Annotated in this window: 22 protein-coding genes; 2 read left to right on the top strand and 20 right to left on the bottom strand. The window is 55.1% G+C overall.

Features of this window, described 5'->3' with window-relative positions:
• Positions 1-29: 29 nt before the first annotated feature.
• The 10 genes from tssG to BJ887_RS05465 form a co-directional block, all read right to left on the bottom strand.
• Positions 30-1,073 carry a type VI secretion system baseplate subunit TssG gene (gene tssG / locus BJ887_RS05510; RefSeq protein ID WP_121339498.1) on the bottom strand — a complete coding sequence of 348 codons (1,044 nt, stop codon included), beginning with the start codon at positions 1,071-1,073 and terminating at the stop codon, positions 30-32.
• On the bottom strand, positions 1,070-2,941 hold the full coding sequence (tssF, locus tag BJ887_RS05505) for a type VI secretion system baseplate subunit TssF (protein WP_040017737.1): 1,872 nt from the start codon (positions 2,939-2,941) through the stop codon (positions 1,070-1,072). The genes tssG and tssF overlap by 4 nt, the downstream gene beginning before the upstream one ends.
• A 2-nt stretch (positions 2,942-2,943) precedes the next feature.
• Positions 2,944-3,507 carry a type VI secretion system baseplate subunit TssE gene (tssE, locus tag BJ887_RS05500; protein WP_010432861.1) on the bottom strand — a complete coding sequence of 188 codons (564 nt, stop codon included), beginning with the start codon at positions 3,505-3,507 and terminating at the stop codon, positions 2,944-2,946.
• Positions 3,500-4,312: a type VI secretion system accessory protein TagJ gene (locus tag BJ887_RS05495; protein ID WP_041162721.1), complete on the bottom strand. Its 813-nt coding sequence runs from the start codon at positions 4,310-4,312 to the stop codon at positions 3,500-3,502. Before BJ887_RS05495 ends, tssE begins: the two co-directional genes overlap by 8 nt.
• 9 nt (positions 4,313-4,321) lie before the next feature.
• A complete protein-coding gene (locus tag BJ887_RS05490; RefSeq protein WP_113655980.1) occupies positions 4,322-5,308 on the bottom strand; it encodes a hypothetical protein in 987 nt (328 codons plus the stop codon).
• 16 nt (positions 5,309-5,324) lie between these two features.
• Complete coding sequence (locus BJ887_RS05485; RefSeq protein ID WP_014170545.1) at positions 5,325-6,122, bottom strand: PP2C family serine/threonine-protein phosphatase; 798 nt, start codon at positions 6,120-6,122, stop codon at positions 5,325-5,327.
• A complete protein-coding gene (tagH, locus tag BJ887_RS05480) occupies positions 6,119-7,921 on the bottom strand; it encodes a type VI secretion system-associated FHA domain protein TagH (RefSeq protein ID WP_121339496.1) in 1,803 nt (600 codons plus the stop codon). Before tagH ends, BJ887_RS05485 begins: the two co-directional genes overlap by 4 nt.
• Positions 7,922-8,345: 424 nt before the next feature.
• Positions 8,346-8,699, bottom strand: coding sequence for a T6SS amidase immunity protein Tai4 family protein (locus BJ887_RS05475; protein WP_049022653.1), 354 nt, complete (start codon positions 8,697-8,699; stop codon positions 8,346-8,348).
• Positions 8,696-9,187 (bottom strand): type VI secretion system amidase effector protein Tae4, encoded by a 492-nt coding sequence (locus BJ887_RS05470; protein WP_121339494.1) that lies wholly within the window; start codon positions 9,185-9,187, stop codon positions 8,696-8,698. Before BJ887_RS05470 ends, BJ887_RS05475 begins: the two co-directional genes overlap by 4 nt.
• 59 nt (positions 9,188-9,246) lie before the next feature.
• Positions 9,247-9,729 (bottom strand): type VI secretion system tube protein Hcp, encoded by a 483-nt coding sequence (locus BJ887_RS05465; RefSeq protein ID WP_014884229.1) that lies wholly within the window; start codon positions 9,727-9,729, stop codon positions 9,247-9,249.
• Between the two features lie 270 nt (positions 9,730-9,999).
• On the opposite strand from BJ887_RS05465, the gene BJ887_RS05460 reads away from it, so the two are divergent.
• Positions 10,000-10,209 carry a hypothetical protein gene (locus tag BJ887_RS05460; RefSeq protein WP_121339492.1) on the top strand — a complete coding sequence of 70 codons (210 nt, stop codon included), beginning with the start codon at positions 10,000-10,002 and terminating at the stop codon, positions 10,207-10,209.
• 199 nt (positions 10,210-10,408) lie between these two features.
• Here BJ887_RS05460 and BJ887_RS05450 read toward each other — a convergent pair whose 3' ends face one another.
• From BJ887_RS05450 to BJ887_RS05405, 10 genes are all read right to left on the bottom strand, one after another.
• Positions 10,409-11,074 (bottom strand): hypothetical protein, encoded by a 666-nt coding sequence (locus tag BJ887_RS05450; protein WP_229216800.1) that lies wholly within the window; start codon positions 11,072-11,074, stop codon positions 10,409-10,411.
• 98 nt (positions 11,075-11,172) lie between these two features.
• On the bottom strand, positions 11,173-12,672 hold the full coding sequence (tssC, locus tag BJ887_RS05445; protein WP_121339489.1) for a type VI secretion system contractile sheath large subunit: 1,500 nt from the start codon (positions 12,670-12,672) through the stop codon (positions 11,173-11,175).
• Between the two features lie 3 nt (positions 12,673-12,675).
• Positions 12,676-13,200 (bottom strand): type VI secretion system contractile sheath small subunit, encoded by a 525-nt coding sequence (gene tssB, locus BJ887_RS05440; protein WP_008502644.1) that lies wholly within the window; start codon positions 13,198-13,200, stop codon positions 12,676-12,678.
• 75 nt (positions 13,201-13,275) lie between these two features.
• Positions 13,276-14,292 carry a type VI secretion system protein TssA gene (gene tssA, locus BJ887_RS05435; protein ID WP_121339487.1) on the bottom strand — a complete coding sequence of 339 codons (1,017 nt, stop codon included), beginning with the start codon at positions 14,290-14,292 and terminating at the stop codon, positions 13,276-13,278.
• A gap of 11 nt (positions 14,293-14,303) precedes the next feature.
• Positions 14,304-15,020 (bottom strand): type VI secretion system-associated protein TagF, encoded by a 717-nt coding sequence (gene tagF / locus BJ887_RS05430; RefSeq protein ID WP_020883457.1) that lies wholly within the window; start codon positions 15,018-15,020, stop codon positions 14,304-14,306.
• Between the two features lie 16 nt (positions 15,021-15,036).
• Positions 15,037-18,657, bottom strand: coding sequence for a type VI secretion system membrane subunit TssM (tssM, locus tag BJ887_RS05425; protein ID WP_047356837.1), 3,621 nt, complete (start codon positions 18,655-18,657; stop codon positions 15,037-15,039).
• Positions 18,658-18,659: 2 nt separating this feature from the next.
• Entirely contained in the window at positions 18,660-19,898 is a 1,239-nt protein-coding gene (locus BJ887_RS05420) for a DotU family type VI secretion system protein (RefSeq protein WP_121339485.1), read from the bottom strand.
• Positions 19,899-19,915: 17 nt separating this feature from the next.
• Positions 19,916-21,259: a type VI secretion system baseplate subunit TssK gene (gene tssK / locus BJ887_RS05415; protein ID WP_121339483.1), complete on the bottom strand. Its 1,344-nt coding sequence runs from the start codon at positions 21,257-21,259 to the stop codon at positions 19,916-19,918.
• Positions 21,260-21,287: 28 nt separating this feature from the next.
• Positions 21,288-21,791 (bottom strand): type VI secretion system lipoprotein TssJ, encoded by a 504-nt coding sequence (gene tssJ / locus BJ887_RS05410; protein WP_014170556.1) that lies wholly within the window; start codon positions 21,789-21,791, stop codon positions 21,288-21,290.
• A 23-nt stretch (positions 21,792-21,814) separates the two neighbouring features.
• The gene (locus tag BJ887_RS05405) at positions 21,815-22,309 is read right to left on the bottom strand and encodes a hypothetical protein (protein ID WP_014170557.1); all 495 of its coding nucleotides are present in this window, start codon (positions 22,307-22,309) and stop codon (positions 21,815-21,817) included.
• Positions 22,310-23,310: 1,001 nt separating this feature from the next.
• Here BJ887_RS05405 and BJ887_RS05400 point away from each other — a divergent pair.
• Complete coding sequence (locus BJ887_RS05400) at positions 23,311-25,599, top strand: FdhF/YdeP family oxidoreductase (protein ID WP_121339481.1); 2,289 nt, start codon at positions 23,311-23,313, stop codon at positions 25,597-25,599.

Below are 25,599 nucleotides of genomic sequence, written 5' to 3'. Positions count from 1 at the left end.
GTTCCGTTGATAACAATGCGTTAGAAAAATTATCGCTCTGCGCGATACACCAGATCGCCACGTGGGACAGGCTGAGGCTGAAGGCCCAGCCAGGTGTTGTAACCTAACCGCCCGGCGCTACCGAGCGAGGCACCCTGCACCGCGTCGGCGCGCAGAATAACCCGAGTTTCCCATTCAAATTCTACCCCTGCGTACTGGCGTACCCAGTCGCGCAGTTCAGTGACCCACGCTTCGCCTGGCAGGAAGCGGTTGTACTCTTCCGCGCTCAGTGGGCCGATTTCGATACGAAACTTGTGTTGCACGTCGCGCACCGCAACGCCGAGAAAAGCGGATTCTCCCATCCGCGGCAGACGACGCCCTTCACCCAACTGCGCCTGTTCCCGCGGCGAAAGCGGCATCCACTGCGCCACGTTCGTGACCAGTTTTACCGGGGCGTGAAAATAGTTGCGCAGGATCTTCTCCAGCCCTTCCGGATCCCGTGCGTGACGGGTCAGGTGCCCCGCGTGAGTAAAACGGGCATGTGCGCTCAGGCTGCCTTTGGTCATCTGCCCCGGCTGGCCCATGCCGATCAAGGATGCCAGGTACCCCTCAAAGCGTTTGTTGTCCGCGCGGTCAAGAGAGACGGCGGGCTGCGCATCAGCCCAGGCACGGTAAAACAACAGCGTCAGGCGATGATGGAACAGATCGGCAAACGCGCTCAGGCTGGTGTCCTGATGATGATGAATACGCTCCCGGGCGTACTCTGTCATATGGACGGGCAGCGGGCCATTTGGACCAAACAGACCGAAGCTGAGGATAGACACCTCGTGCAGCCCGTTCTCTTCACGCTGGCGCACCTGCGCGAGGGTTGACGGCGCAAAGCTCATCGATGGCTGCTGACCGATACGTAACGGTTCAAATTTCGGCAGCGGCGCGCGCCCCAGCGGATAACGTTCACCGCCCTGGGCATCAATGCGTCTTAATAGCTGGAACAGATCGTAGCGCCACGGCGTCTCGCGAACGCCGCGCCAGAAAGCGTCCGGCAACGGCATCAGGCGATGGACACGCAGCGGCGCGGAGGCGACTTCGCTCATAGTAGTGCCCTTTTCCCCATGCGCGGTGCCCAGTAGCCAATCTCGCCGCGCTGCTGACTCTTCAGCGTGAATTCAGTAAAGCTGTTGATGGACACCAGACGGGCAAACAGGCGTTCCAGCACGCTGCCGAAAAGCCAGGGGCTGGCGCCGGAAAACGCACGCTCATCTACCGTCAGAGTAATGCCGATCCCGCGCGCAAAGACCACCGGACCCGGCTCCGGGACGCGACGGTGAACCGGCTCCAGCACGCAGTGGCGAACGCCCTCAACCTGACGCGCAACCGGCGTCTCCGCCAGGTTAGCATACAGCCCTAACAGCTGACGCAGGGCGGCGGCGCCCTCTTCGTTTTCGCTGTCCATCAGGCTGAGATAGTTCATCTGCAGCTGGCTGATCAATCGCCAGGTGCTAAACCCTTCGGCCAGAGCCGGGCGTGGCGGCGTTGGGCCTTTTCGCAGGGTCAGGGATTTCACCGGCATGGAATCGGCCATGATGAACTGTCCGAGCTCCTGCTGAAGCATCAGCGGCAGGTCGCGGCTGGTGCACAATACTTCCGCGGAGATATAGCGCAGATTTTCCTGCCAGGGTGCATGCTGTTCATCCACTAGCGAAACAAAGACTTCGGAGCCGATATAACCGGTGCGGGTGCCGTAGCGCAGGGCATGTTCAGAGAGCACTCGCTGCTCGCGGCGCAGGGAAAAATAGGCGCCGTAGTTGCCCGCATCACCGCTCCAGGTGCTCCAGAAAGGACGAAATGTCTGGTCGTCACGCTGGCCGTCGGCACTGCCGAAGATTTTGTTTACCGCATAAATTTCATAATCCAGGGGACGGATGTTATCCACCACCAGATGATATTCATGCTGGCTCTCGCTCAGCTTCTGCCGCGCCGCCACTTTCGGGAAAAGGTTGATCACCGGCGTGCAATGCATCGCCAGATGGCTGGCATCAACCACCCGCTCCAGCTGCTCATCGCTTTTATCCAGCAGGATGAAAATATCGAACGCTTTTTCATTTTCACAGCGCTGGATAAGCTTGCCCAGACCGCTGAGGCTGATAAAGCGGAACCGTGCCGGAAACGCAAAGTATTCCTGCAGCAGACGATAGCCGTCAAAGTTGCGCAGGTCGTCCGGAAGCAGCGCCTGGTCCGGCTCAAACCCTTCCTGTCGTAAGGCATCCGCAGAGAGCAGCTGTCGCTGCGGGTGCTTGCTGACGGTCTGGCAGACGATCCCGGCGTGGTGCTCCATGACCAGCTCAAGCAGCTTGAGCGCTTCAATATCCGGGCCGCTAAGGAAAAACTCCAGACGGTCAAAATCCAGATGCCCAAGATGCTGCGGGCCATCACAGGCAATGCGGATCCGTAACGCGCTGTTGATCCCCCGCTGGCTCAGGCCCAGCTGCGCCAGCGGCAGATCGGCAGGCACACCGCCCAGCTCGACCTTATCGATTTTCAGCGGCAGCAGATTAACTTCATGCGCCGTGGTGTAGCTGCAGGTGACCCCGGTCTTTTTCAGCGCCAGGCTGTCCATCATGGTGCCGCGCGGCACCTTAAAACCGTTGCTCAGATCGCCACGCGTGCTGTCGGGCTGGATTTCAGCAATCGCCATTGAGGGAGTTGGCGCGAGATAGTTTGGCGCAATCATTTCCAGCAAACGCTGGGAGAAGCGCGGGAACTCCGCATCCATTTTCATTTGCACGCGGGAGGTCAGGAACGCGAACCCCTCCATCAGGCGTTCTGTATACGGATCCGCCACTTCGATGCCGCGCATGCCCAGTCGACCCGCAACTTTGGGATAGCGCTCGGCAAATTCAGCGCCCATTTCACGCAGATAGGCCAGTTCACGGTTGTAATATTCGAGCAGTTTACTTTCCATGATCACCCCGCATCTTTCAGTTCAAAATGGCCGTTTTCCAGATCGACATCGGTGCGAAACAGAAACTCCAGCGGGTACGGCACACACCACAGACGCCCTTTTATCTCAATGGACAACACGTTGTGCAGATCCAGTGACGAGGTGTCTGACACGCAGCGGACCTGCAGTCCCTGCGGCAAAATACGCGGTTCGAAGTTAATGATGGCCTCGGTAAGCTTGCGCTGAATGTCGTGCCATTCAATGTCTGACATTCTTTTCCCGGCCAGCGGCGCGACGCCAAAATTAACCACCGAGCGGTTCACATGCGGCAACGCGCTCAGGTCACCGGATGCGTCATGGTTGATGGTGTTAAACAACCACTGCAGATCCCGCAGCACGTTACGGCGCAGGGCGGCGTGAGTAATCAGATTACTGTTGGCGGACTCGCGTTTTTTTTCCGGATCGTTATCGGTGAGGCGATCCAGCAGCGAGGGCTGCATTTTATCGCGCGCCCCCACCTTCTCCTGCTTGCTGCGGGCTTGCCAGCCGCTGCGCAGCAGATCGCCTTCGCCAGCGGGATTACTCATGGGCTCCATCCGCAGCAAACGTCACCAGGTTCAACGACAGCAATGGGCTTTCGCTTTGCTCGCTAAGCCAGGCTTTCTGCCCCATGCCTTCATACAGCGTGCCGTCATTGTCGAGCGGCAGCCACTCGGTGGTGCGCGCGAGCTTAACCGCGTCAGACGCATCCGCTGCGAAAGGATAGCGCGCCGGGATCTGGCAAACCTGTTCGGTACCGTCCGTCAGGCGCACCAGCGCATGACGCCACACCAGGTCAGTCACGCTGGCAGGTGCCTGGAAACGGATCTCGGCGATGGCGTTAAACGGCAGCCAGAAATAACGGCCGTTGACGATGGTTTCACACACGGGCCCCAGACGAGCATCGCCGTCCATCAGCCATGCGAATGCCTGCGTCTCGTCATTCTCAAGCGTGATTTGCCCCGCCGTTGCCTGCGCCTGCTCAAGGGCTTCCAGACGCAGCGCCTGAGCACGCTCTCCCGCGTCATTAAGTGCGGCGGCAAGCGTGGTAAGCCACGGCCACTGCGTTTCAGGCATGGCAGGACGAGCCTGCCCCGCCATCACCTGCGCGCGCTGCAGCTCGCCCTGGATGGACTGCTCCAGCAGGGTAACGGTTGGTTTAGCCTGGGGCTTAAGTGCCAGCCAGCTTTTCAGCTGAGTCAGGGCACGCGTCCAGTTACCACTGAGGGTCAAAAATTGCACAAACGCGGCACGGAGATCGGCATCGGCCGGACGGGCTTTGATCTCAGCTTCAAGACGCACCAGCGCGTCACTCAGCGATTCACCCGCCAGGTGTTGATAGAGCGTATTCATAGCCATTCCTTAGTTTGCCGCGCGCCAGGCGCCGACTGCCGGATCGCGCAGCTGAGGGCGCAGGGTGTCAATCAGGACGATATTGAGCGTTGTGCCAGGGGTAACCCAGGCGCCCCAGATTTTTTTCACCGCGGCGATACGCGCCTGCAGTTTTGCATCGTCGCTGGCGGTCTCACGTGAAATCTCCACGGCCACCGTGCCGTTGCTTTTCCAGCCGTTGAGGCTGCTGTCGTAAGGCAGGATCATCCAGCTCTGGTCGCTGTTGGAGGTGCTGAAAACCATGCGCTCTTTGTTGACGGAGGTGATCAGCGCGTTTTCCGGGTCGGCACTTTGATTCAGTCCCATGACCGGGAAGCCGTGAATGTAGGTCACCGGTATCTCTTTTTGTCCACCACTACGGGACTGGGAGATAACTGTGTGTCCACTCAGCCAGCTCCCGTTTCCGCAGCGGGTGGTGTCTGAATCCGGAATAAAGAGCGCCGGAGCAGACGAGCCCCCTTCCCAGAAGGTACGCAGATGGCAGCCGTCCTGAAGGGTAAATTCCTGCCACGGCGTGCGATCGGCAGCAACCGTGTGGGTTTCCGCGTTCTGGTCCGGGGGCAGCAACGCACCGCTGGCCGGAGTACTCACTGGCGCAGTCTGCTGCTGTTTTACCACCAGCGCCCAGTCCTGCGCTTTGCCTGCTGTCCCCTGCGCCAGCGTCGTCCCGGACGGATCGTTCAGCGTCCAGCTCAGTTTACTGACTTTGCTGCACTGGTGTTCCAGCAGCGAGCCCAGACGCGGGACAAAGTTCTCCAGAACCGAAACGTCTTTGTTGCCATTCGCCACGATACGCAGCGCAATCTCTGACTTACACCAGCTCTGTGGGGTGTTGTCTTTGATGTTATCAATCCAGATATCCAGCTTCTGCGCAGGAGACTGCACGATGCGGAAATTCTCAGCCTGCGCGGTGGACGCCACCGCCAGAAGTGCTAAACCCGATAGCCAAAGTTTCATATCGTTCCTTGTGTGTCTAATCAGTTCCGCAGGGAAGAAATTGTGCTGCGTCAGAAAGCGTATGCAGCAAAGTGGTGTCCTGAGGGTTGCCCATCCATACCGCCAGGGCGGTATAGTTATCCTGAGCATTCCCCTCCTGTTCGCCATTCTTTTGGATGATTTGGTTCATTAAGGTCAGCCACTCTTGTGGCGTGTTAACCATGTGCAGCGACTGTTTCATCTGTTCTTCGCTGACGCCGTGCCAGAAACCGTCTGTACAGAGTAGAAATGCATCTCCGTCTTCGACCTGCACCACATCGCTGTAGCTCGCTTCCGGCCCACCGTTTTCAATACCCAGCGCCAGATAGAGCAGATTGCTGTTGAGGTTATCGGTGTCGTGCCCTGCATCTTTCATCTGCTGAACCAGGCTGTGATCGGTGGTGACATGCCACAGCCAGCCCCGGCGAAACAGATACAGGCGGCTGTCCCCGGCATGTGCCCAGTAGGCCAGCCGGTAATCTCTGTCGATAAACAGACTGACCAGCGTAGTGCCCATTCGACGATAATCCTGAACCGCCTGCTGTTCGCTGAGAATGGTGCGATTCGCCGTTTGCACATAGTCGCGAATATGCTGCGCGTTCAGGTGCTTGTCGCCATCGAAGCGGGAGATAATACTGTTGCGGGCCAGTTCAGCGGCCACCTCACCGCCCGGCAGACCAGCGATACCATCACAGACGACAAAGCAGGCTGAACGTTCCCCTATGGTTTCTCCCGTCTGATCCTGGTTGCTGGCGCGCGTCCCCTGGCGGGAGAGAGAAGCCGTTGCGATATTCATTTTTCTTCCGATCCGCTCTGTGAGTCTTTGTACTGATTTACCTCCATGTCATAGGCATGGAGGAAGGCTTCGCCAAACAGGGTGTGGAAGTCATCCTCAATCTCGCCTGCCGTTTCACCGTAGCTGCGGACAAAGTAGTCCCACAGTGCGGCTTTGCGGCTGCCCGGCAGCGCCAGTCGGGAGGTCATCCCGTTCTGCTTCGCCTGCTCTTCCAGCTGTTCCGGGTTGAAGGATTGCAGCATGGCGGCAATGATGGCGCGGATACCGGAGATCATACCCAGCTGATGCGCCTGCAGATCGATCAGCGCGTCACGCACGGATTTTGTCGGCGGCATAAAGCCCGGCATTGGTGTACCGAACATCTGGATCAGAACGGTTTTCCCGGTCGGCAACAGTTTGAACGGGTTGTTGGCATCATCAAGTACCATGGTCATATCGGCTTTTACGCCGCGCTTGAGAATGGAGCGCGAAGAAAGCAGCGCCACGGTGCCCTGAGAGAACATGCCCAGAATTTGCCCCAGCTGACGCATATTTTCACGGTCAAACTGCGGGACGGGCTGCATTTCGCTGAGCCCCATCCCTTCCAGCAGTGCCTCAAGTAATTCGCCCTGCAGTACTTCACCCTTTTCGCCATTATGGGCTGCTGGCGACGCCGCGTTTTTGACCGGGTCAATACGCAAACGCCCTTTAGGTGCCTGGGCATTACTGCGCGCCACGGCCTGCGGGGTTGGCATGGTGAAGCCGGCATAATCCGGTCGCGCCGGCTCTTCTTCTTCCACGCGCGGCGGCACCTGCGGCTCAGGAGCAAACAGCGGAGAAGCGGCAAGGACGTCCTCTTCCTGTTCTGCTTGCGGCTCCGGCGTCAGTTCTGGCTCAACGACGGTCTCTGGCTTATCGCCGGTCTCTGGCTTATCGCCGACAATCTCATCCGCATGGGTTAACGGCGCCCCGCCCATCAACCCGAGGGGGTCATCATTTCGTGCGGCAGGTGCGCTGGCACTACCGCCAAACAGTGCCAGCGGATCGAGTTCATCCGTCTGCTCTTCTTGTGGCTGTGCAGGTTTAGCTTCATTGGGCGGCACCAGCGTAGACGGAGTGACGTCGTCAAAAATGCTCTCTTTTTTGAACAATGCTTCGTCACTGAACAGCGTGTCCGGATCCACGTTCTTACGCTCAAGCTTCGGATCGCTGTCATTGAACATCGCCAGCGGATCTTCAGCGTTACGCTCAGGTGCGACAGGCTGGGAGAACGGATCGTGCGACGCTGCCGGCTGCGGCTTCGCCCGAGAACTGGAAATGCTGTCGGAGATAGAGAACTCCTGCATCAGGCTATCCCAGATTTCCGACGGCACAGCAGTCGGTTCCGCCTTCCCGCGCGGGGCGGCGCTCGCAGGCTTCGGCTGCGGGGCTGCCGCAGGGGCCGCGGCTGGACGCGCCTGCTGCTGCATGGTCGCCGCCATGCGGCTGACTGGCTGCGTATCATGAATCAGTTCGGTCACTTCGATGCGGTAATCATCAATACCGAGAATGTCCCCATCCTGCAGCTCAACCTGGCGCCCGCGCTCAAGCGGAATGTCATTCAATACCACGCGGGTGACGCTGCCACGGTTAGTGACGCGGCATTCGCCCTGGGCGTCAACGTGAACAATGGCCTGCAAACGCGAGATGGTGCGGTCATTGTCCGGCAATACCAGATTGTTATCCGTACCGCGCCCAATGGTGCCGCCCGGGGCATAAAAATCACAGCTGCTCTGCGGCGGCTGATGACCAGGTTTTGTAGAAATAATCGTGAATCGCATGGCGTATTCCTGCTGGTATGATTAGCGCTCAAACGCTGCCGCTCTCGGGCCGAGAACGGCGGCGTTTGAGCGTAAAGTTAATTAGAACTCAGATTCCATTGTTACTTGCCAGAATTAAAAGCATTTAAAAATAGCCACCGTAAAAATAATCTTTTTGTTATACGAAGAGATCCAGACCATTTCAGAATCAGACGAAACGCCATTACACTTATGGAAATCTCTTTTTGTAGCAACCCAGCTTGCGTTAATGGCTGATAGACTCACGAAACCTCGCTGTAATGGTTTCGACAATGAATATAAAAAGTCATCACCAGAACAAAAGGAAAATTTCAAAAGTGGAGAACATATTCGAACTCACGTTCTTCTCCACGTAATATTAAATTATTCATTTGCCCACCAGCTTCTACATGACCACCAAATGACTCTATTTTTGGGTGTTTAGCGTTCGAATTGCGTCACTGTTGGTGATTAAGCTGCACTTCAATACCTGATAATGGCCCGGTTCGCTACCGCCTACCTTCTCTTTAAGTAAGGAAACAATAACGTTATCCGCTTTTTCAAAATTCTCTGCAGGTAGATTGCTTGCTTCGAGCCATGCGGCAGCGCTGGCCTCTGCATCATCTTTTAAACTCTTACTGTCCGCAATCTTACTGATGCAACGATTTTGCACCCAGTTTTCAAAGATTTGTTGTTGAGTAAAAGCACTGACATCAGGCAATGTTTGAGCATAAACAACGGTGGCATTTAACGCTAATGCGAGCAGTAATAAACGTTTCATTTCAGGCTCCAGAATGTTGCATTCGTAGGAATAAACGAACCATTGCCGGGTGATCCAAGGAAATGGCAATCATCCGAGCAAATATTTCCATTCCAGAGTGTTACATGTCCGGTTGCATCACTCCACCCATGGCCGGTAAAGATAATAATGCCTTGCTTGCCTGAAAATTGTGCTGGCGTAGGAGAGGCGACTGACATATCTGCATGACCCAGAACAGTAGGAAGAAATGCAATCATATCTTTAACGCGGAACATATAGCGTTTTTTGTCATTTCCGGTCACTGTCGCGTATTTGCTATTAGACGGAATAGGTATACCACAATAATTCAAAACATAGCTCATACGTATGGGACAGGCATTTTTAAAAATACCAGCATCGATATTATGCTGAACTTTTCCACCCAATAATTTGCCAACCTGTTCCACATTAACGTTAACTTCTCTGAATCTGTTCCAGGCAGCACCAAAAGCAGGACGTATAGCAGACATTCTTCTTTCTCCATCCTAAGAAGGTCATGTAAAAGTGAGCCCTTTCGGGCCCACTATCATTACGCTTCTTTGTTTTCTTTGATGTTCCAGCCAGCGCTGCTTTCAGCACCTTTACCACCAGCAGTGGTCTGCTCCCAGTACTGCTGTTTCACTTTCGCAGCCTGGAATGCATAGGTCACACCAACGGTGTCGCCGTTGTCTGCACCGGTGTACTGAACAGAAGTTACCAGCACATCTTCCAGCGTGATGCGGGTATATTCAACTTGCTGACCACCCGCTTTGCACACGGACAGTTCAACTTTAGTCAGGTGCTTACCGCTTGCGCAGTGTTTGAGAATTGCTGTAGTGGATTTATCGATCAGAGCGTTAACGTGCAGATCGTTAAAGTTAACTTTACCGGCGCCGCCGCCGCCACCAACACTCATATTACCTGGCTGGGAAGCGCCCCAGGAGAAGGAGGTAATATCAGTCCAGCCGGTGTGGTTAGAATCTTTAGATTCGCCCGTAACACCCTCGACCTTCAGAAACATATCAATAGCCATAATATCTACTCTTCGTGGATGAACAATATTGCTTTCGAAAAAGCACTTATATGGCAAACAGGAAAGCATGGGGCTGAATAAAACCGTCCATATTTTACCTCTGCCTCCAGCCTGACGAAAACACATTCGTACAGACTGTTCAGAGTGGCTGCAATGACAACCACCCTAAATTAACTTAGTCACTCAATACTTCAACTAAGAGCTAGACAATTAACCTTTTAATCATCTAGAATAAAATCTATTGATTTTTGACAATTTAAGGGTCAGCGAATGAAGAAAATCATCTTATTAATGCTAATGATTATTTTTATAACCATTGGAGCTTTTACTCTTTTTGATATTTCTCAATCAATATGGTATGTATTTTCGCTTGAAGCAATAACAGCAATGTCTGCCGGTTTAATTTTTGGAAAAATCATTTTCCTAATTATCATTATTTTGGGGGTTCATTACTTATTGAAGGCATGGCGAAATTCATAGTCTTGACTTCATTTTTTCAGCAAAATAATAAATAGCGATGGATGCAATTACCAAAGAGATTAACAGGACAGCATTTATCGCTATTTCCATTACACTGCCACCCCAGCTAAATACAAAAACATAATAACCCAGAGTCGTAAAGAATATCATAAACGACACAAGTAACATCAGATAGACGAAAATATACTTAATCGTTTTTTCAAACACGTGTTACCCCTGACACAAAACGGCTAAAAATTTCCTCATCCACTGCACCATGACTTTGTTGGAAATTCACCGCCTCAATGAATGGTTTAACATTATCCTCAACCAAAAAATATAACAAATCCAAATCACCGGCTCCGCGCAATTCATAATAAATATCTTTATTCAACTTCAGCAAATCATATGAGGTATATACGGAGCGCGAAATTGAAGCACCAACACTCAAAACCCCTGTGATACCGGCAGAAACAAGGAATCGTGGAATGATTTTAGAGACAAATAATGTAATTAACTCATTAACGAAAACCATTTTAAAGGTAATTCCGCCTACTTGCGACCCACCTATTTTAAGGAGCAATTTCTTTGACTGCTCTTCAGATAAACCAGACAAATAGCGTTTAATCACTGTGTTGATTAGCCTACGTACATCTTCTGAGGTCAGCCCTTTTTTGATGAGTGTCAGCAACCTAATTTTATCGGTTTCATTTCTCCAGCGATGATCCGAATCCAGAAAATCCTTAGTTAACATCCACAAGTCTTCCGGGATGGACAAAAAGCCATCGACCGTACTGCGAGCGAATATTTCAGGACCACTTTGTGTACGTGGATTAAAGATTTTCAACATGCCATCGGCAATTTCTTTTGGCGAACTCGCTCCCAATTTATAGTCTCCCTGAGGTTAATGAATGTCGATGGTTAATTTTATGAATTGGATACCCACCAGCTAATTTACCGGCCCCGAAGGACCGGCAACGCACATCACGCGTCTTTCGTCTTCAGTGACGGCAGTTTAGAAACCAGACGCAGAGAAACGGTCAGACCTTCCAGCTGGTAGTGTGGACGCAGGAAGAATTTCGCGGCGTAGTAGCCCGGGTTATCTTCAATTTCCTGCACCTGCACTTCGGCAGCCGCCAGCGGTTTACGGGACTTGGTCTCCTGTGAGGAGTTAGCCGGGTCGCCGTCCACATAGTTCATCACCCAGTCGTTCAGCCAGCGTTCCATCTCTTCACGTTCACGGAAGGAGCCAATTTTGTCGCGCACGATGCACTTCAGGTAGTGGGCAAAGCGGCAGCAGGCGAACAGGTACGGCAGACGGGATGCCAGACGCGCGTTAGCGGTCGCATCCGGGTCGTGGTACTCAGCCGGTTTCTGCAGAGACTGCGCGCCGATGAAGGCGGCAAAGTCAGAGTTTTTGCGATGAACCAGCGGCATAAAGCCGTTCTTCGCCAGCTCGGCTTCACGACGATCGCTGATGGCGATCTCGGTCGGGCATTTCATGTCCACGCCGCCGTCGTCGCTCGGGAAGGTGTGACATGGCAGGTTTTCAACCGCCCCGCCGGACTCCACGCCGCGGATTGAAGTGCACCAGCCGTACTCTTTAAAGGAGCGGTTGATGTTGGCAGCCATGGCATACGCGGCGTTCGCCCAGGAGTAGCTGTTGTGGTTCGCCCCATCGGTCTGCTCTTCGAAATCGAAGCTGTCGACCGGGTTAGTGCGAATACCGTACGGCAGGCGCGACAGGAAGCGCGGCATCACCAGGCCAAGGTAGCGTGCATCTTCGGATTCACGCAGTGAACGCCACGCGGCATACTCGGTGTTCTGGAAGATTTTGGTCAGGTCGCGCGGGTTCGCGAGTTCCTGCCAGGACTCCATCTGCATCACGCCCGGTGCGGCACCGGTGATAAACGGACAGTGGGCCGCCGAGCCGATACGTGCCATCTCGCCCAGCAGTTCAACGTCCTGCGGACTGTGGTCGAAGTAGTAGTCGCCGACGATGCAGCCAAACGGTTCGCCACCAAACTGACCGTACTCCTGCTCGTAGATTTTCTTGAAGATTGGGCTCTGGTCCCAGCCCACGCCCTTAAAGCGTTTCAGGGTACGACCCAGCTCCTGCTTGGAGATGCTCATAAAGCGGATCTTCAGCATCTCGTCGGTTTCAGTGTTGTTCACCAGGTAGCTCAGACCGCGCCAGGCGCTCTCCAGCTTCTGGAACTCTTCATGGTGAATAATCTGGTTCACCTGCTGAGACAGCTGCTCGTCGATACCGGCAATCAGGTTCTGAATGGTGCGGTAGGTGTCACTGGAGAAGGTAACTGTATTTTCCAGTGCCTGCTGCGCCAGCGTTTTTACCGCACTTTCCACCGCGGAGCGCGCCTGATCGGTTTTCGGGCGGAACTCTTTGTTCAGCAGCGCGCTGAATTCATCCTGGCTGAACGCCTGACCACTCTGCTGCTCGTGTTGTTGAGTCTGGTTGCTCATCGATTATTCCTCGCTACCTTTCGCGCTTTCGTCATTTTTCGGCAACTGGCTCAGAGATTTGAGCAGCGTCGGATCCTGCAGAATTTTAGCGATCAGCTCTTCCGCGCCGTTTTTGCCATCCATATAGGTCAGCAGGTTGGAAAGTTGAGTTCGTGCTTCCAGCAGCTTGTTCAACGGCTCAACCTTGCGGGCTACCGCGTCCGGCAGGAAGTCGTCCATGCTGTCGAAGGTCAGATCAACGTTGAGCTTACCTTCGCCGGTCAGCGTGTTATCCACCTGGAACGCCACGCGAGGTTTCAGCGCTTTCATGCGCTCGTCAAAGTTATCAATGTCGATTTCGAGGAATTTACGCTCATCGACTGCCGGCAGGTTTTCCACCGGTTTGCCGACCAGATCGGCCATGACGCCCATCACAAACGGCAGCTGAATTTTACGTTCTGCACCGTAGATCTCTACGTCGTACTCGATCTGCACGCGGGGGGCACGGTTACGTGCGATGAATTTCTGCCCACTGTTACTCATTGCCATGATGTTCTCCATCAAAGATGCGCGGTGAAGGTGAAACGGCAGGCTCCATGCCTGTCGTCATAATGCCAGGACGCGTTATTCGCGGCGTCCAAAGATGTTTTCCAGTTGGTTAACGCCGTCTGGCGCCAGGTCGCGAATAATGTCCATAAAGTTAAGTTCTGACAGCCGCTGCACCCGTTCAATCATCAACGGTGCGGGGTGGCTCGGTTCGTACTGCGCAAAATACTGTTTGGCTTTCTCCAGCATCAGCTGTGCATCGGCGCGGCTGGTGACCTGCACGCTGCGCCAGTCTGTAACCTGCTGAACGGGTTGTGCGACCGCCGGTTGAGGTTCAGCGCTGAGCTCAGCCTGTGCCTCCCGGTTGGGCAGCAGCTTGCTGATGTCGGTCACCTGACAGGCGCTGGCGACCAGCCCGACGGTTTTCAGCAGCTGTTCCATCTCCGGAACGCCACTTTCACCAAGATGGCCGGTGAGCAACTCACGAATGGCCAGCAGCCGTTCGTTAATCACTATCACCGCCGACGTGCCCGGCTGATCGCCGCGGGCCAGCTCGTCAATCAGTCTTGGACGGCCACCGGGGTAATCCGGACATTCGGTTTTACTGCCATCCAGCAGTGCCTGAGCGTCGCGAAGTGAAATTTCATCGCCATTTGATCGCAGCAGCGAGGCGTTACGCACGGCGACGGTCAGGTCAGACTTATCACTCAGCCCGGCCAGGGCGTTAATGCGGTAAAACGGGTCGGTTTCGCCATACTCTTCCAGCAGCGGATAGAGCGGCTCCCAGTAACGCGTGATCGCCTCCTGCACCAGTAACAGCCCGTCGGCGTAGCCCGCAAGGCCGCGGCGACGTGTCCATGCATGCGTTAACGCCAGCATGACGCGCAGATCTTTGGTGCGGCTCAGCAGGATGGTGGCGAATTTTTCCACCGTATTCCAGTCAGCAGGTTCTGCCGGAATGATGGTGTCGCCAAACTGCTGCTCTGCTTTGCCCTGGCTGGCCTGATTCATGAGCTGGAAATCAGCGTCATACTCCAGGTTTTCGCCGCAGGGCTTGTCGGGGCTTATTGGCGCGAGAAATTCTTCGATATTCATAAGATCCCTGCTTATTCAAACATAGGCGGATAGAGACCGTGACGGCCCGGGCGGGCGCCACCTGCCGGGTCGAACAGCAGCGTAAAGAGCTGCCCGGTGAAGTTCCCGCTGTGAACATGGGTGTAGAGCGGGTAGCCGTCGCAGCGGTTGGTCCACCAGTAGCTGGTCTGGCGAAGCGGGTCAAAGCACTCTGCTGCCTGAGGCCAGCCCAGCGTGCTCTGGCCGTCTTCGTCATAACCAATCACGTCGAGAATATCTGAGCGCTTTTGCGGCTCGACGGGCTGCGGTGCCGGAATGGACATCAGCATGTCATCGAGCTGTGAGGCAGAAAAACTGTTACGTACCGCATGCAGGCCCAGCCGGCCAATCTGCTGATACCAGCTTTCAGCCTGACTGAGCAGACGTGATGACCAGTCCGCGGGGGCAAAGCTGAGCTGAATGCAGACCGGATATTGTCGACCAACGCTGTCACGTCCCGGCAGCAGGCAGCCCATCTGAATCATCTGGCTGCCCAGCATCGGCGGTACGACAAAATTCCAGACCGGCGCTTTGTTAAACGGGCGCTCACCGCTGCGCTGCTCTTCCTGCTGCCAGGCCAGCAGGCCGACCTGGAACCAGTGTGACCACTGGCGTTGCAGGGTGTCAGGAAAGCGACGCTGCAAAAAATCTCCGGCGCTGGGCAGTTTGCCATACCAGCTGTAGCGGTTCATCGCAGGGGTATTCGTCATACGGCTGTCCTTGCGGTTATGGGCATGAGAAACGGGGAAGCTGGAACGGGTTACGAATACTGTTTGGCGCAAATTCCAGCGTAACCTGATGTCCGTCTACGTTGAAGGTGGCCTGGCGACTCAGACTTCCCGCCCCCGGGCTGGTACGCGCTTTATCGAAAAAGCGGTTCAGCGCCCAGGAACCGTTCGTCACCAGCGTAGCCGTGCTGCCGTTAGCCAGACCCAGCTGCATACGCACCTGGTTAGTCCCGCCCGGCCCCGGCCAGTTCATGATCTGCACAGCCTGTGGACCGTGGCTGTAGCGCAGCAGTTGACCGTCAACATCCAGCGTCAGGTTAAGGATCGTGTTATCCATTCTGACGGTGCGCACCGTCACTTTGTAAGATGGCGTGGTGGCACCGTTAGCAAAGAAAGCATCGCGAATGGACTGGGCCTGCTGGAACGGTCTCAGGAGACCTTCACTTCCCGGCAGCGTTTTTCCATCAATGCCCGGCATAAAGCGCCAGTTCGCCTGCGTGGTATCGACTTTATTGGTCAGGTTGTCACGAAAGAAGGTGTCCATCAGCCCGGTGCCTGGCGCAAACATGCGCGCGAGATCGTCCGGCGTGACCTCCGTACTGGCGCTGCGCACCAGCGGGTAACGGCCAGCGATTGCCTGACGGCAGAAACCACCGACTTCGACGTTAATCCGCTTACGCACGTTTTCGAGGTCGCGACGCTGGGTATCACTGCTGGCCCCCACCGCCATATTGCTGAACATGGTTTGCAGACCGCCCGGCAGACGACCGGCACTGGCCTGCAGACGGCTAATCGCCTCGCCTCCCGGAGCAGGCATGCCGCTGTTGGCCGCGTCCTGAACGGCAGTCAGGTAGCGGTAAAGTTCATCAACCTGCTTGAGAAAATCATCAAAGACGATGGTCTTCCCGCCTTTCTCCAGCGGCTGCGCCAGCTCAATCATTGGAGCATAGTGATCGGTTACCAGCTGTTCAGGTGCCTGAGTGACCACCGCGGCTTGCGTCGGGGCATTGTCATTATTACTGAATAACGCTTCGAGCGTGCGGGTGGCACGGTTGCTTTGCGCTTGCGCTTTACCGGCATCATCCGGGGCTGGCGCATTACGTGAAAGCGTCAGGACCTGGCTCAGGTTCAGCACCAGACGGCGCAGCGGCGAGTTTGCCCCGGAGAGCAGACGCGCGGTATTGATGCGCTGGGAGAGATCGGCGCTGTTATTAAGCTGAATGTCGGCGAGGAAGCGATCCCAGTTGGCGATAAAGTCGCGCATGTAGAGCTGGCGCACGGCGTTATCGATCTGCTGTTTATCTTCCTGGGCTGAGGTCGCCCCCAGCACCCACGCATCGTCTTCATGCAGGGCAGTGGTGACGCTGTCAATCTGGCCGTTGAAGCTTTTCCAGTAACCGTCCGGGGTATAAAGACCCGGTACGCCTTCACTCACCGGCTTGCCGCTTTTGCGTGAAAACACCAGCTCGCTCTGCGGACCGCCCAGGTCGGAGAGCGATACCGGTTTCAGGTTTTCATCATGCTCCAGCAGACGCTTCAGACGACCATACACCCGGGTGGAAAGTGGCTGCTGGTTGATTAGCGCCCTTTCACGCGCGACCAGGGATTCATCCTGCGCGTACGGCGAGGCCTGAATTTTCGGCTCAAGCAGCTGAGTCAGATGCCACTCAAGCTGCTGAAGCTGCGCCTGAGTCACGTTCTGCGGCAGGTTGCGCTGCAGATTGAGCATTACCCAGGAGTGCAGGAATTTGCCGTCATAGTGCTTCGGCTGATAGAGCATCTGGTAGGCCTTCAGCGCTTCATAGCTGTATTCCACATCGCTGCCGTTATCGTTGCGCAGCCAGGTGGTGATATGCATCGCCACGGCAGGGAGCAGCATCTGGTCCAGCGCTTTCTGGTACAGAGACTGCGATGCATCGCTGACGTCATCCCCACGATAGAGCCCCATACGGCGTGAAACAGGCGGATCGTTAACATCAAACGCGTCACTTTTCGGCAGATCGACCAGGCCATTCAGCAAGGGCAGAAGGTCAAACAGATCGCGCTGAGGCTGATTCTGCAGCGCCTTGCTCTGCTGATCCAGCAGCGGCACCTTTGCGTCCACCTCTTCCAGATAAGCCTTGTTCCTGGCATAGCTGGTCAGCCACAGTCCACCAAGGATCACCAGCAGGGCCAGCAGCGCCGCATAGCCGGACCAAATGACGGCGCGGTTACGCAGTTCCCACCAGCGGTTTTCCCCGGCGATGCCGGCTTCCTGGAAAATGACGTTTTGCAGCAGGTTCTTGATGAAGAAGCTCTGCCCTTTCGCCCCCGGAATCGGGGCCTCTTTGCTGACGGAATCCCAGCGATTTCCCTCTTCACCTTCCGGCAAGGAGAGCGCACGGTTAAGTTCGCCCATCACCCGGTCAAACGGCATACCTTCCTGGGTACCACTGGCGAAATAGATCCCGCGCGGGGAGAATTCGGTTTCAAAGTTAGAGCGGGCAAAGACCGTGCTCAGGTAGTCAGCCAGCAGCGGACGCAGTGCGGCAAACTCCTGCGGAAAGAGATACGCTTCCGCGCGCGCTTTTGCGTCATGCTCCTGCAGCAGGGTTTCCGGCAGTCCGGCATCCAGGCGCTGCTGTAAGAGGGAAAATTCCTGCTGGAAGTTACCCATCAGGTCGTAATCAGCGTGTTTGGTTTGCTCCCACGGCAGCGTGAAGCCCCAGATCTGGTCGCGCTGCGCTTTGTCGTAATCGGCAAACCAGGCACGGAAGCCTTTAAGCAGGTCAGCTTTGGTCACCATGACATACACCGGGAAGCGAATACCCAGCTGCTCATGCAGCTCAGAGAGACGCTGGCGCAGGTTGACCGCCTGCTGGCGTGACGCTTCAGGCGAGAGCGTCAGCAGATCAGAAATGCTGATGGTAATAATCACACCGTTGATCGGCTGGCGACGGCGATACTTACGCAATAACCCCATAAACTCAAGCCATTCACCGGCGTCCTGAACCTGTTCGCTCTCCTGGGTGGTATAGCGACCCGCGGTGTCCAGCAGTACGGCCTCGTTGGTGAACCACCAGTCGCAGTTACGCGTGCCGCCGATCCCGCGCAGCGCGGTCTTACCGAAGCGGTCGGCCAGCGGGAATTGCAGCCCGGAGTTGACCAGCGCCGTGGTTTTACCGCTGCCCGGTGCGCCGATGATCACGTACCACGGCAGTTGATACAGATATTGCGTGCTAAAGCGCTGCGTCCACTGGGCACCCTGTCCCGCTTTGCTGAAGTGCGCTTTTTTCAGCATCTGTGCGGCTTCGTCAAAACGGCTGGCGAGGATCTGCTCCTCGCTGTTCAGTCGCTTCTGCGGATCCGCTGCTTCCGGGCTGGTGGTGTTCTCATTGAGTTTGTCCATCAGCTTGCGGTTCAGCCAGGCATTGTACAGCCGCGGCAGAATGTGGCCCTGCGCCCAGAGCAGATAAACCACCGCAATACTGATGATGCGGTTCTGTTCAGATTCAAGCGGTCGGGTGTCCACGATGGACAACAATGGGCCAATCATCCAGATAACCGCCGCAAGCGCAGTGACGCCCAGGAAGCTCCACAGAATGCGATTGGTCAAAATGGAAAGAAGAGTAGTCAGCATCCTTAGTTTCCTTGCGGCAATCCGTTCAGCTCAGCCTGGGTATTTTCAGGCGACACCAGCAGAGTAATTTCCACCCGGCGGTTACGGGCACGGTTTTCCGGCGTTTTGTTAGGTGCCACTGGATTAATCTCGCCGCGGCCTTCCGCTTTCACACGTTCAGGTTGAGAGAGGCTTCCCTGCAGCATTTTCTGAACTGACCGGGCACGTTCCAGCGACAGTTCATAGTTAGAGGCAAAGCGCGCGCTGCGAATTGGCACGTTGTCGCTGTAGCCCACCACCAGAATTTTACCGCTGACGTTATTCATGGCCTGTGCAATACGGTTTATCACCGGCTCATAACGGTCACGTACCACGGTTGAGGCGGAAGCAAACAGGCCGTCCCCTTTCAGGATCACCACGCTACGGTCCGCTTCATCTTTTACCGCAACCAGACCGGCTTCAATTTCCGGCTTCAGGAAACCACGCAGGTTCAGCACCGCAGGCAGCTGGCGGGCAGGTTGCTGGATAGTCGTTTCGGGAAGCTGTGACTGATAAATTTTTGCTAATACCGGGTTGGTGCTATCGCCAAGCCGCCAGTTAAGCACGATATAGAACAGGCAGGCGATAAACCCGGCCAGCGCCACACAGGCCCACAGAGGTACCATGGGTCGCCATAGCTTGCGCAGTACCGGACGATCTTCCGGATGCGGAGAGAGCTGTGGCGGGTAACTGCCACGCACGCCGCGAATCATCTGCCACAGCCGTTGCTTGATGGTTTCAAGCTGGGTGCGGCCATTATCCAGCACCCGATAGCGCCCCTCGAAGCCGAGCAGCAGGCAGTAGTTGATCATCTCCAGCAGCAGAATATGTTCGCGCGGGTTTTGCGACAGACGCGCCAGCAGCTGGAAGAACTTTTCGCCGCCCCAGGTTTCGTTATGAAACGTCACCAGCAGACCATTGCTGGACCAGACGCCGCTGCTGCCCCAGGGGGTAAGCGCGGCGGCCTCATCAAGTGCCGTACACAGGCAGTAACGTGCCCCGACGATCACCTCATAGGCCAGACCGGCCTGCTGACAGCGCACTTCGAACCGGCGGATCTCATCGATCAGGCGCTGGCGCAACGCCACCTGATCGTCATGTGATACCGAATGACGGATTTGCGGAATCGCATTGAGCAGCGGATTGGCGGCCGCCACCAGCTGATTGTTGCTACTGGCTCCGGTAAACGCGGCATCACTGCCGGTATCCTGTCGTTCCTGCATATTAAGCGCTCGCTTTATTATTCATTCGGGCTACGGATGGCCCAAAACTCCATATCAAGTCCCGGGAACTCGCCTGCGAGATGCAGGGCGAAAGCGCCGGACTTATCCATCTCGTGCCACAGCTCGCTCCCCTTCTCCAGCTCGAAGTAGCTGTAGCCTGCATGCCAGGGGATCTGCGGCGGTGCGACCGGCATGGCGCGCAGCATAATACCAGGCAGTTGCAGCTGAACCAGATCGCGAATTTTCGAGACCGGCGCCACTTTCATCTGGGCAGGGAAATGGGTTTGCAGGTGTTCGCCCGGCACGTTGGCTTTGACCGCCAGCACGAAACCGAACTCACGCACCATGCTGGTTTCCGGCACGGTCGCGATGTTCAGACCGTGGGAACGCTCGTTAAGCGGCAGCTGAATGGCATGGTCTTCCATCACCAGAGACAGCCCCTGACGCAGCAGCATCATCAGTTTGCTGAAGCAACCCGCGAGGTCGTCGTGATCGTAAATTGGCAACACGCTTTCAGCGGTACGCTGAGACGCCCAGGTGGCGAGCTCGGTCGCAAACGGCAGCCAGCTGCGCCAGAGTGTTTCCGGATGCAGCAGCGGAAGCGTTTTTAAATGTGAAACCTCGCCCAGATGGCGGTTCACCAGTGAGAGCAGCGTGAATTCAATCAGTTCCGAGGTATTAAAGCGGCCAGGCTGGCGCAGACGACCGCCAATTTGCTGGCTGCGCTGCACCAGTAAGCCGTGCAGATCGTTAATCATGCTGTAGATCTGCGGGCTGTTATTGGCGTTCAGCATCGGCGGAATGTAGCTGCTATCGAGACGCACGTGGTTATCGTTGCGTTTCTCGGTCACAAACGCCACGCCGATAGCGGTCCACTCTGCCGTTACATCTTTTTCCAGCATCAGGGTCAGACGCAGGCGGCCAAACTGCACGGTGGCATCGCCTACCGACATAGCGTTGTCGTCTTCCACCTCTTGCTCAAAGGCGATGAAGCGCGCCAGCGAGGCCGGCTCGTCACTGAAGATCACCTCTTCTCTCTCTCCACGGCGAACCGGCAGGGCGAGCACCACCTTTTCATTGGTGAGATTGTCAGGGATTTTCAGCGGCACCGGACCATTGCGGCCGTTGCGCACCTGGAAAAAGGTTCCGTCAGGCAGCAGTCCGCTGCAGTAGCTCAGGGCAATGCATCCCTGGCGCAGCATCGCTTCGTCCAGCTCAACGTCGAGAAAGCCCCAAAGGTATGAACGCTGCAGCGCACCCCATTCACGAACGTGGTTGAGCAGATAGCTTTCAGTCCGCTGAAAATGGTGTGGGCGCAGGAACATGCCTTCGGTCCAGACGACCTTTTCTGCTTTCGTCATGATGATGTAATTCCTGTTATGAAGCGCGTTACTGGCTGATGACCCGGATGCCATTCACGTCGAGAAAAACGTTGGCCTGGAGTTCATCCGCTGACCATTTCCAGAACTGGTAGATATGGTTTTCGCCTGGCACAGGCAGAGGGAGTGAAACGCGCCATTTTTTGCCATCCAGCATCTGATATTCCGCCATCACACCAATATAGCGGGCGTCGGGAGAGCTCTGTCCACTCAGGGTTTTCGAGAGCTGACCCGGCATCAGGAAGAAAACATCGCTGTTCAGCAGATTCGCGCCAAGCGTGGCTGACGCGTTGTTCTGCAGGGAATAGAAGTCGCTGGACATGAAATCCGCATCGGATTTCAGCAACAGCACTCTGACTTTTAGCGGCGCAGATTCATTGATTTGTGGATGAGCCTGAAACTGCAGATTGTAGCGGGAAGGGTCGCTGTGTGAAGACGACGTACAACCACTGACAAGGGCGAAAATCGCCGCGTAAAAGACGGACCACAACCAATGAAAATTTTTATTATTCATAAAAATACGCTCAGGGACGCGGTTTAGTTCAGGATCCAGGTACCGTTAGCGCTGTCTTTGCAGGCTTTGCTGTTACCGTCCACATCAACACAGGTTGCCTTCTTACGCACTTTCGCACGCTGGGCCTGCTTACGGACGGTCGCTTCGTACTGATCGGCTTTGATCACTGCACGCATCGGGACGTAGCCAATCAGCTGATCATTTCCCTCATCGGCAAGCGCCATCCAGTAGTGCTCAACCTGACCCAGGACCACATACGTTTTACCGGTTTCCAGGGTACGGATAACCTTTCCGCCGAAGTCAGGACGGCTCATCAGCGAGGCCGGATACATGGCACGATACGGCTCATTGAGCTGAGTAAACTCTGCTGGAGGTAAAACAGCATGACGGTGGGTTAACGTGACGCCATTGACCTGGCTGGTCACGATCGTGTCGTCGTTGATCACAGGTTTCTGCGGCGCTTTACAGCCCGCCACCGCCATTACAAACAGAAGTGAAAACAGTACGCGCATTTTCATATGCTTTTCCGTAGCGATATTTCGATGATGGAGATAAAGGGGATGAAGTTTGACTTAGGTGCTATTGTTAAAATAGTCAGTATATTTTCGGGGCGTTACTATTTAAGGGCATAGCTACCGCACGAGCCCTTCAGAATAAGGCCCAGCGTCTTCCTGACATATTTTGACAAACGGTAAGCAAGTTTACATGAGCTTGCCACCAATTCAATATTTACCGCTTCATAACTGATGGTTAATGAAGCACTCGAGACATTATAGGATTAATCTGAGAAAAAAATACGATTTAGCTAAAATCGTCTATCCCCCTCAAGCCAAAATCACATATCCATCTGATTTAAAATGAAATTCCACAAAAGAGAATCACTTTCATTAACGCAATAACCCTATTACTGCTACTACCATAATTAGTAGAATCTGGCTTTATGAGGGCGAAGAAAATATATCCAATATGAATTATTTGTTGCATTATCGAAGTAACTTTCAATTTCAGCCAGACCTGTCTCAATATATGAAATTGTTTCAGGGAAACTGAGAAAAGTTAATTTTACACCTCAAAATAAGTTTGTCTTTTAATCTCCCTTTCGGATTTAATCTGGTAATTTTCCGATATTAACAATTAAGCACAGCTACATATTCCTGGTTAAAGCGACGATTAATTTGCACCGATTCCTCCTGCCTGCAGGGGTCTTCGTCGCCCTGCCCTTCAGCCACCTTCATCTGAAATTTAACGCTGACTTCATCATCGCTTCGCTTTCGCCATAGCGCAGAGTGAACAGGTGATAGATAAGATTTATTATAAAAATGATAAAATTTCGTTATAATTTCTTTAAAAGTTTACACCGATTAGCATGTAAACCACTGTAAAATATCGCCATTAAATTCAATGCACTTAACTTTGCCCTGGCCTCTGGTAACAGACGCCATCATTGTTTTCGCTTATTGGCGAACCCGGTGGTTTATGGGCGCAGGTGATGTCATGACCGCACAAGTCAGGAGTTGGTATGAATAAGAAAAGACGCTCAGTTCCCGGTATCAGGCACTATGACGGCCCAGCCGGTGGCTGGGGGGCGTTAAAGGCGACGGCCATTGCGGTACGTACCCAAATGGATACGCTGGATGCCCCCGCAACCCTGCTGCGCACAAACCAGCCTGACGGTTTTGACTGCCCTGGCTGTGCGTGGCCCGATAAAGAACACAAATCCACGTTCCAGTTCTGTGAGAACGGGGCGAAAGCCGTCACCTGGGAAGCCACCAATAAACGCGTCACCACGGATTTTCTCGCCAAAAACAGCGTGTCCTCGCTGCTGGCTAAATCTGATTTTGAGCTGGAAGGTTACGGTCGTCTCACCCATCCCCTGCGCTATGACCGGGCAAGTGATACCTTCCAGCCAGTGGAATGGGACGACGCTTTCCAGCGTATCGGTGAGGTGCTGCGCGGGCTTGAGCCTGACCAGGTCGAATTTTATACCTCCGGCAGAGCCTCGAACGAAGCAGCGTATCTGTTCCAGCTGTTCGCCCGCGAGTACGGTACCAATAACTTCCCCGACTGCTCGAATATGTGCCATGAAGCCACCAGCGTCGGTTTACCCCGTTCCATTGGTATCGGGAAAGGGACCGTCTCACTTGATGATTTCGATAAAACGGAGCTGGTTATCTCCATTGGTCATAACCCTGGGACCAACCATCCGCGGATGATGGGCACGCTGCATGAGCTGGCTCGCCGCAACGTACCGATTATCGTTTTTAATCCCCTGCGCGAGCGCGCGCTGGAACGTTTCGCGGATCCGCAAAGCGTTATTGAGATGGCAACCTACAGCTCTACCGATATCGCCTCCACCTATTTCCAGGTGAAAGCCGGGGGCGATGCCGCTGCGTTAAAAGGGATCGCAAAACACCTGCTGGAGATGGAGAACGAACGCGGAAACGTGCTCGATCGCGCCTTTATTGCTGAACACACCCTGGGCGTTGAGGCGTTTACTGCGGATATTGCGCAAACCGACTGGGAGGCCATTGAGCGTGAATCCGGGTTGAGCCGGGCAGCGCTCAAATCCGTGGCCGAGGCCTACGCAAAATCGAATGCCACCATCATCACCTACGGGATGGGCATCACCCAGCATAATAAAGGCACCGCGAATGTCCGCCTGATCGCTGATCTGTTGCTGCTGCGCGGTAACATTGGCAAACCCGGCGCGGGGATATGCCCTCTGCGCGGCCACTCGAACGTTCAGGGTAACCGCACCGTGGGCATAAGCGAGAAACCGACACCGGCATTTCTCAACCGCCTGAAGGAGGTATTCGGTTTTGAGCCCCCTGCTCACCACGGCCATGATGCGGTGCAGGCAACGCAGGCCATGATCGACGGACGTGCAAAAGCGCTGATCTGTCTGGGGGGAAATTTTGCGGTGGCGATGCCCGATCACGAGAACGGTTTTCCGGCAATGAATGCGCTGGATTTGAGCGTTCACATCGGTACCAAGCTCAACCGCACCCATTTGCTGGTGGGGAAAGAGACCTTTATTTTGCCGTGCCTCGGTCGTACCGAGCTGGATGTCCAGGCCACCGGACGCCAGTCCATTACCGTGGAAGACTCGATGTCGATGGTGCATGCCTCTTCCGGCAAGCTGAAACCCGCCTCTCCGCGCCTGCGCGCTGAGCCGGCCATTGTCGCCGGAATGGCGCAAGCCACCCTGCGGGAGACCCGCGTGGACTGGATGACGCTGGTTGAGGATTATGACCGTATCCGCAACCTGATTGAGCAGACCATTCCGGGCTTCGAGAATTACAATGAACGGATCCGCATTCCCGGTGGTTTTCGCATGCCGCTGCCGCCCACAGAACGTATCTGGCCAACGGCGACGGGCAAAGCGATGTTTTCGGTTTTCGACGGCGTCAATGAGAACGCCAGTGGTGAAGGCGATAATGTGCTGCGCCTGATCACGCTGCGCAGCCACGACCAGTACAACACCACCATTTACGCCCTTGATGACCGCTACCGCGGCGTCTTTGGCCGTCGCGATGTGCTGTTTATGAATGAAGACGATATGGCGCAGTCAGGCCTGGAGCATGGCGATCGCGTGGATATCGAAACCGCCCTGCCGGGGAGCGTTCAGCGTCTGGAAGACATTACCGTTGTGGCCTACAGCATTGCGCCGGGTTCCGTCGGAGCCTACTACCCGGAGGCCAACGTACTGGTTCCGCTTGATTATCTGGATAAGGACAGCGGTACGCCGTCTTATAAATCGGTTCCGGTCCGCCTCATCCTGCGTTCGAAAGAGATCCGCATGCTGTAA

The sequence above is a fragment of the Enterobacter sp. WPR_3_1 genome, from assembly GCF_003635055.1.
Lineage (GTDB): Bacteria > Pseudomonadota > Gammaproteobacteria > Enterobacterales > Enterobacteriaceae > Enterobacter > Enterobacter ludwigii.
This window is presented reverse-complemented; position numbering and strand designations above follow the sequence as displayed.

Bases quoted from the DNA above. Each gene is read 5' to 3' on its own strand.
- tssJ (WP_014170556.1), bottom strand. From the start codon at position 21,791: ATGAATAATAAAAATTTTCATTGGTTGTGGTCCGTCTTTTACGCGGCG.
- BJ887_RS05475 (WP_049022653.1), bottom strand. From the start codon at position 8,699: ATGAAACGTTTATTACTGCTCGCATTAGCGTTAAATGCCACCGTTGTT.
- tagH (WP_121339496.1), bottom strand. From the start codon at position 7,921: ATGCGATTCACGATTATTTCTACAAAACCTGGTCATCAGCCGCCGCAG.
- tssM (WP_047356837.1), bottom strand. From the start codon at position 18,657: ATGCTGACTACTCTTCTTTCCATTTTGACCAATCGCATTCTGTGGAGC.
- BJ887_RS05470 (WP_121339494.1), bottom strand. From the start codon at position 9,187: ATGTCTGCTATACGTCCTGCTTTTGGTGCTGCCTGGAACAGATTCAGA.
- tagF (WP_020883457.1), bottom strand. From the start codon at position 15,020: ATGACGAATACCCCTGCGATGAACCGCTACAGCTGGTATGGCAAACTG.
- tssE (WP_010432861.1), bottom strand. From the start codon at position 3,507: ATGAGTAATCCCGCTGGCGAAGGCGATCTGCTGCGCAGCGGCTGGCAA.
- BJ887_RS05465 (WP_014884229.1), bottom strand. From the start codon at position 9,729: ATGGCTATTGATATGTTTCTGAAGGTCGAGGGTGTTACGGGCGAATCT.
- tssA (WP_121339487.1), bottom strand. From the start codon at position 14,292: ATGAATATCGAAGAATTTCTCGCGCCAATAAGCCCCGACAAGCCCTGC.
- tssF (WP_040017737.1), bottom strand. From the start codon at position 2,941: ATGGAAAGTAAACTGCTCGAATATTACAACCGTGAACTGGCCTATCTG.
- tssB (WP_008502644.1), bottom strand. From the start codon at position 13,200: ATGGCAATGAGTAACAGTGGGCAGAAATTCATCGCACGTAACCGTGCC.
- BJ887_RS05420 (WP_121339485.1), bottom strand. From the start codon at position 19,898: ATGCAGGAACGACAGGATACCGGCAGTGATGCCGCGTTTACCGGAGCC.
- BJ887_RS05485 (WP_014170545.1), bottom strand. From the start codon at position 6,122: ATGAATATCGCAACGGCTTCTCTCTCCCGCCAGGGGACGCGCGCCAGC.
- tssK (WP_121339483.1), bottom strand. From the start codon at position 21,259: ATGACGAAAGCAGAAAAGGTCGTCTGGACCGAAGGCATGTTCCTGCGC.
- tssC (WP_121339489.1), bottom strand. From the start codon at position 12,672: ATGAGCAACCAGACTCAACAACACGAGCAGCAGAGTGGTCAGGCGTTC.
- BJ887_RS05405 (WP_014170557.1), bottom strand. From the start codon at position 22,309: ATGAAAATGCGCGTACTGTTTTCACTTCTGTTTGTAATGGCGGTGGCG.
- BJ887_RS05460 (WP_121339492.1), top strand. From the start codon at position 10,000: ATGAAGAAAATCATCTTATTAATGCTAATGATTATTTTTATAACCATT.
- tssG (WP_121339498.1), bottom strand. From the start codon at position 1,073: ATGAGCGAAGTCGCCTCCGCGCCGCTGCGTGTCCATCGCCTGATGCCG.
- BJ887_RS05490 (WP_113655980.1), bottom strand. From the start codon at position 5,308: ATGAAACTTTGGCTATCGGGTTTAGCACTTCTGGCGGTGGCGTCCACC.
- BJ887_RS05495 (WP_041162721.1), bottom strand. From the start codon at position 4,312: ATGAATACGCTCTATCAACACCTGGCGGGTGAATCGCTGAGTGACGCG.
- BJ887_RS05400 (WP_121339481.1), top strand. From the start codon at position 23,311: ATGAATAAGAAAAGACGCTCAGTTCCCGGTATCAGGCACTATGACGGC.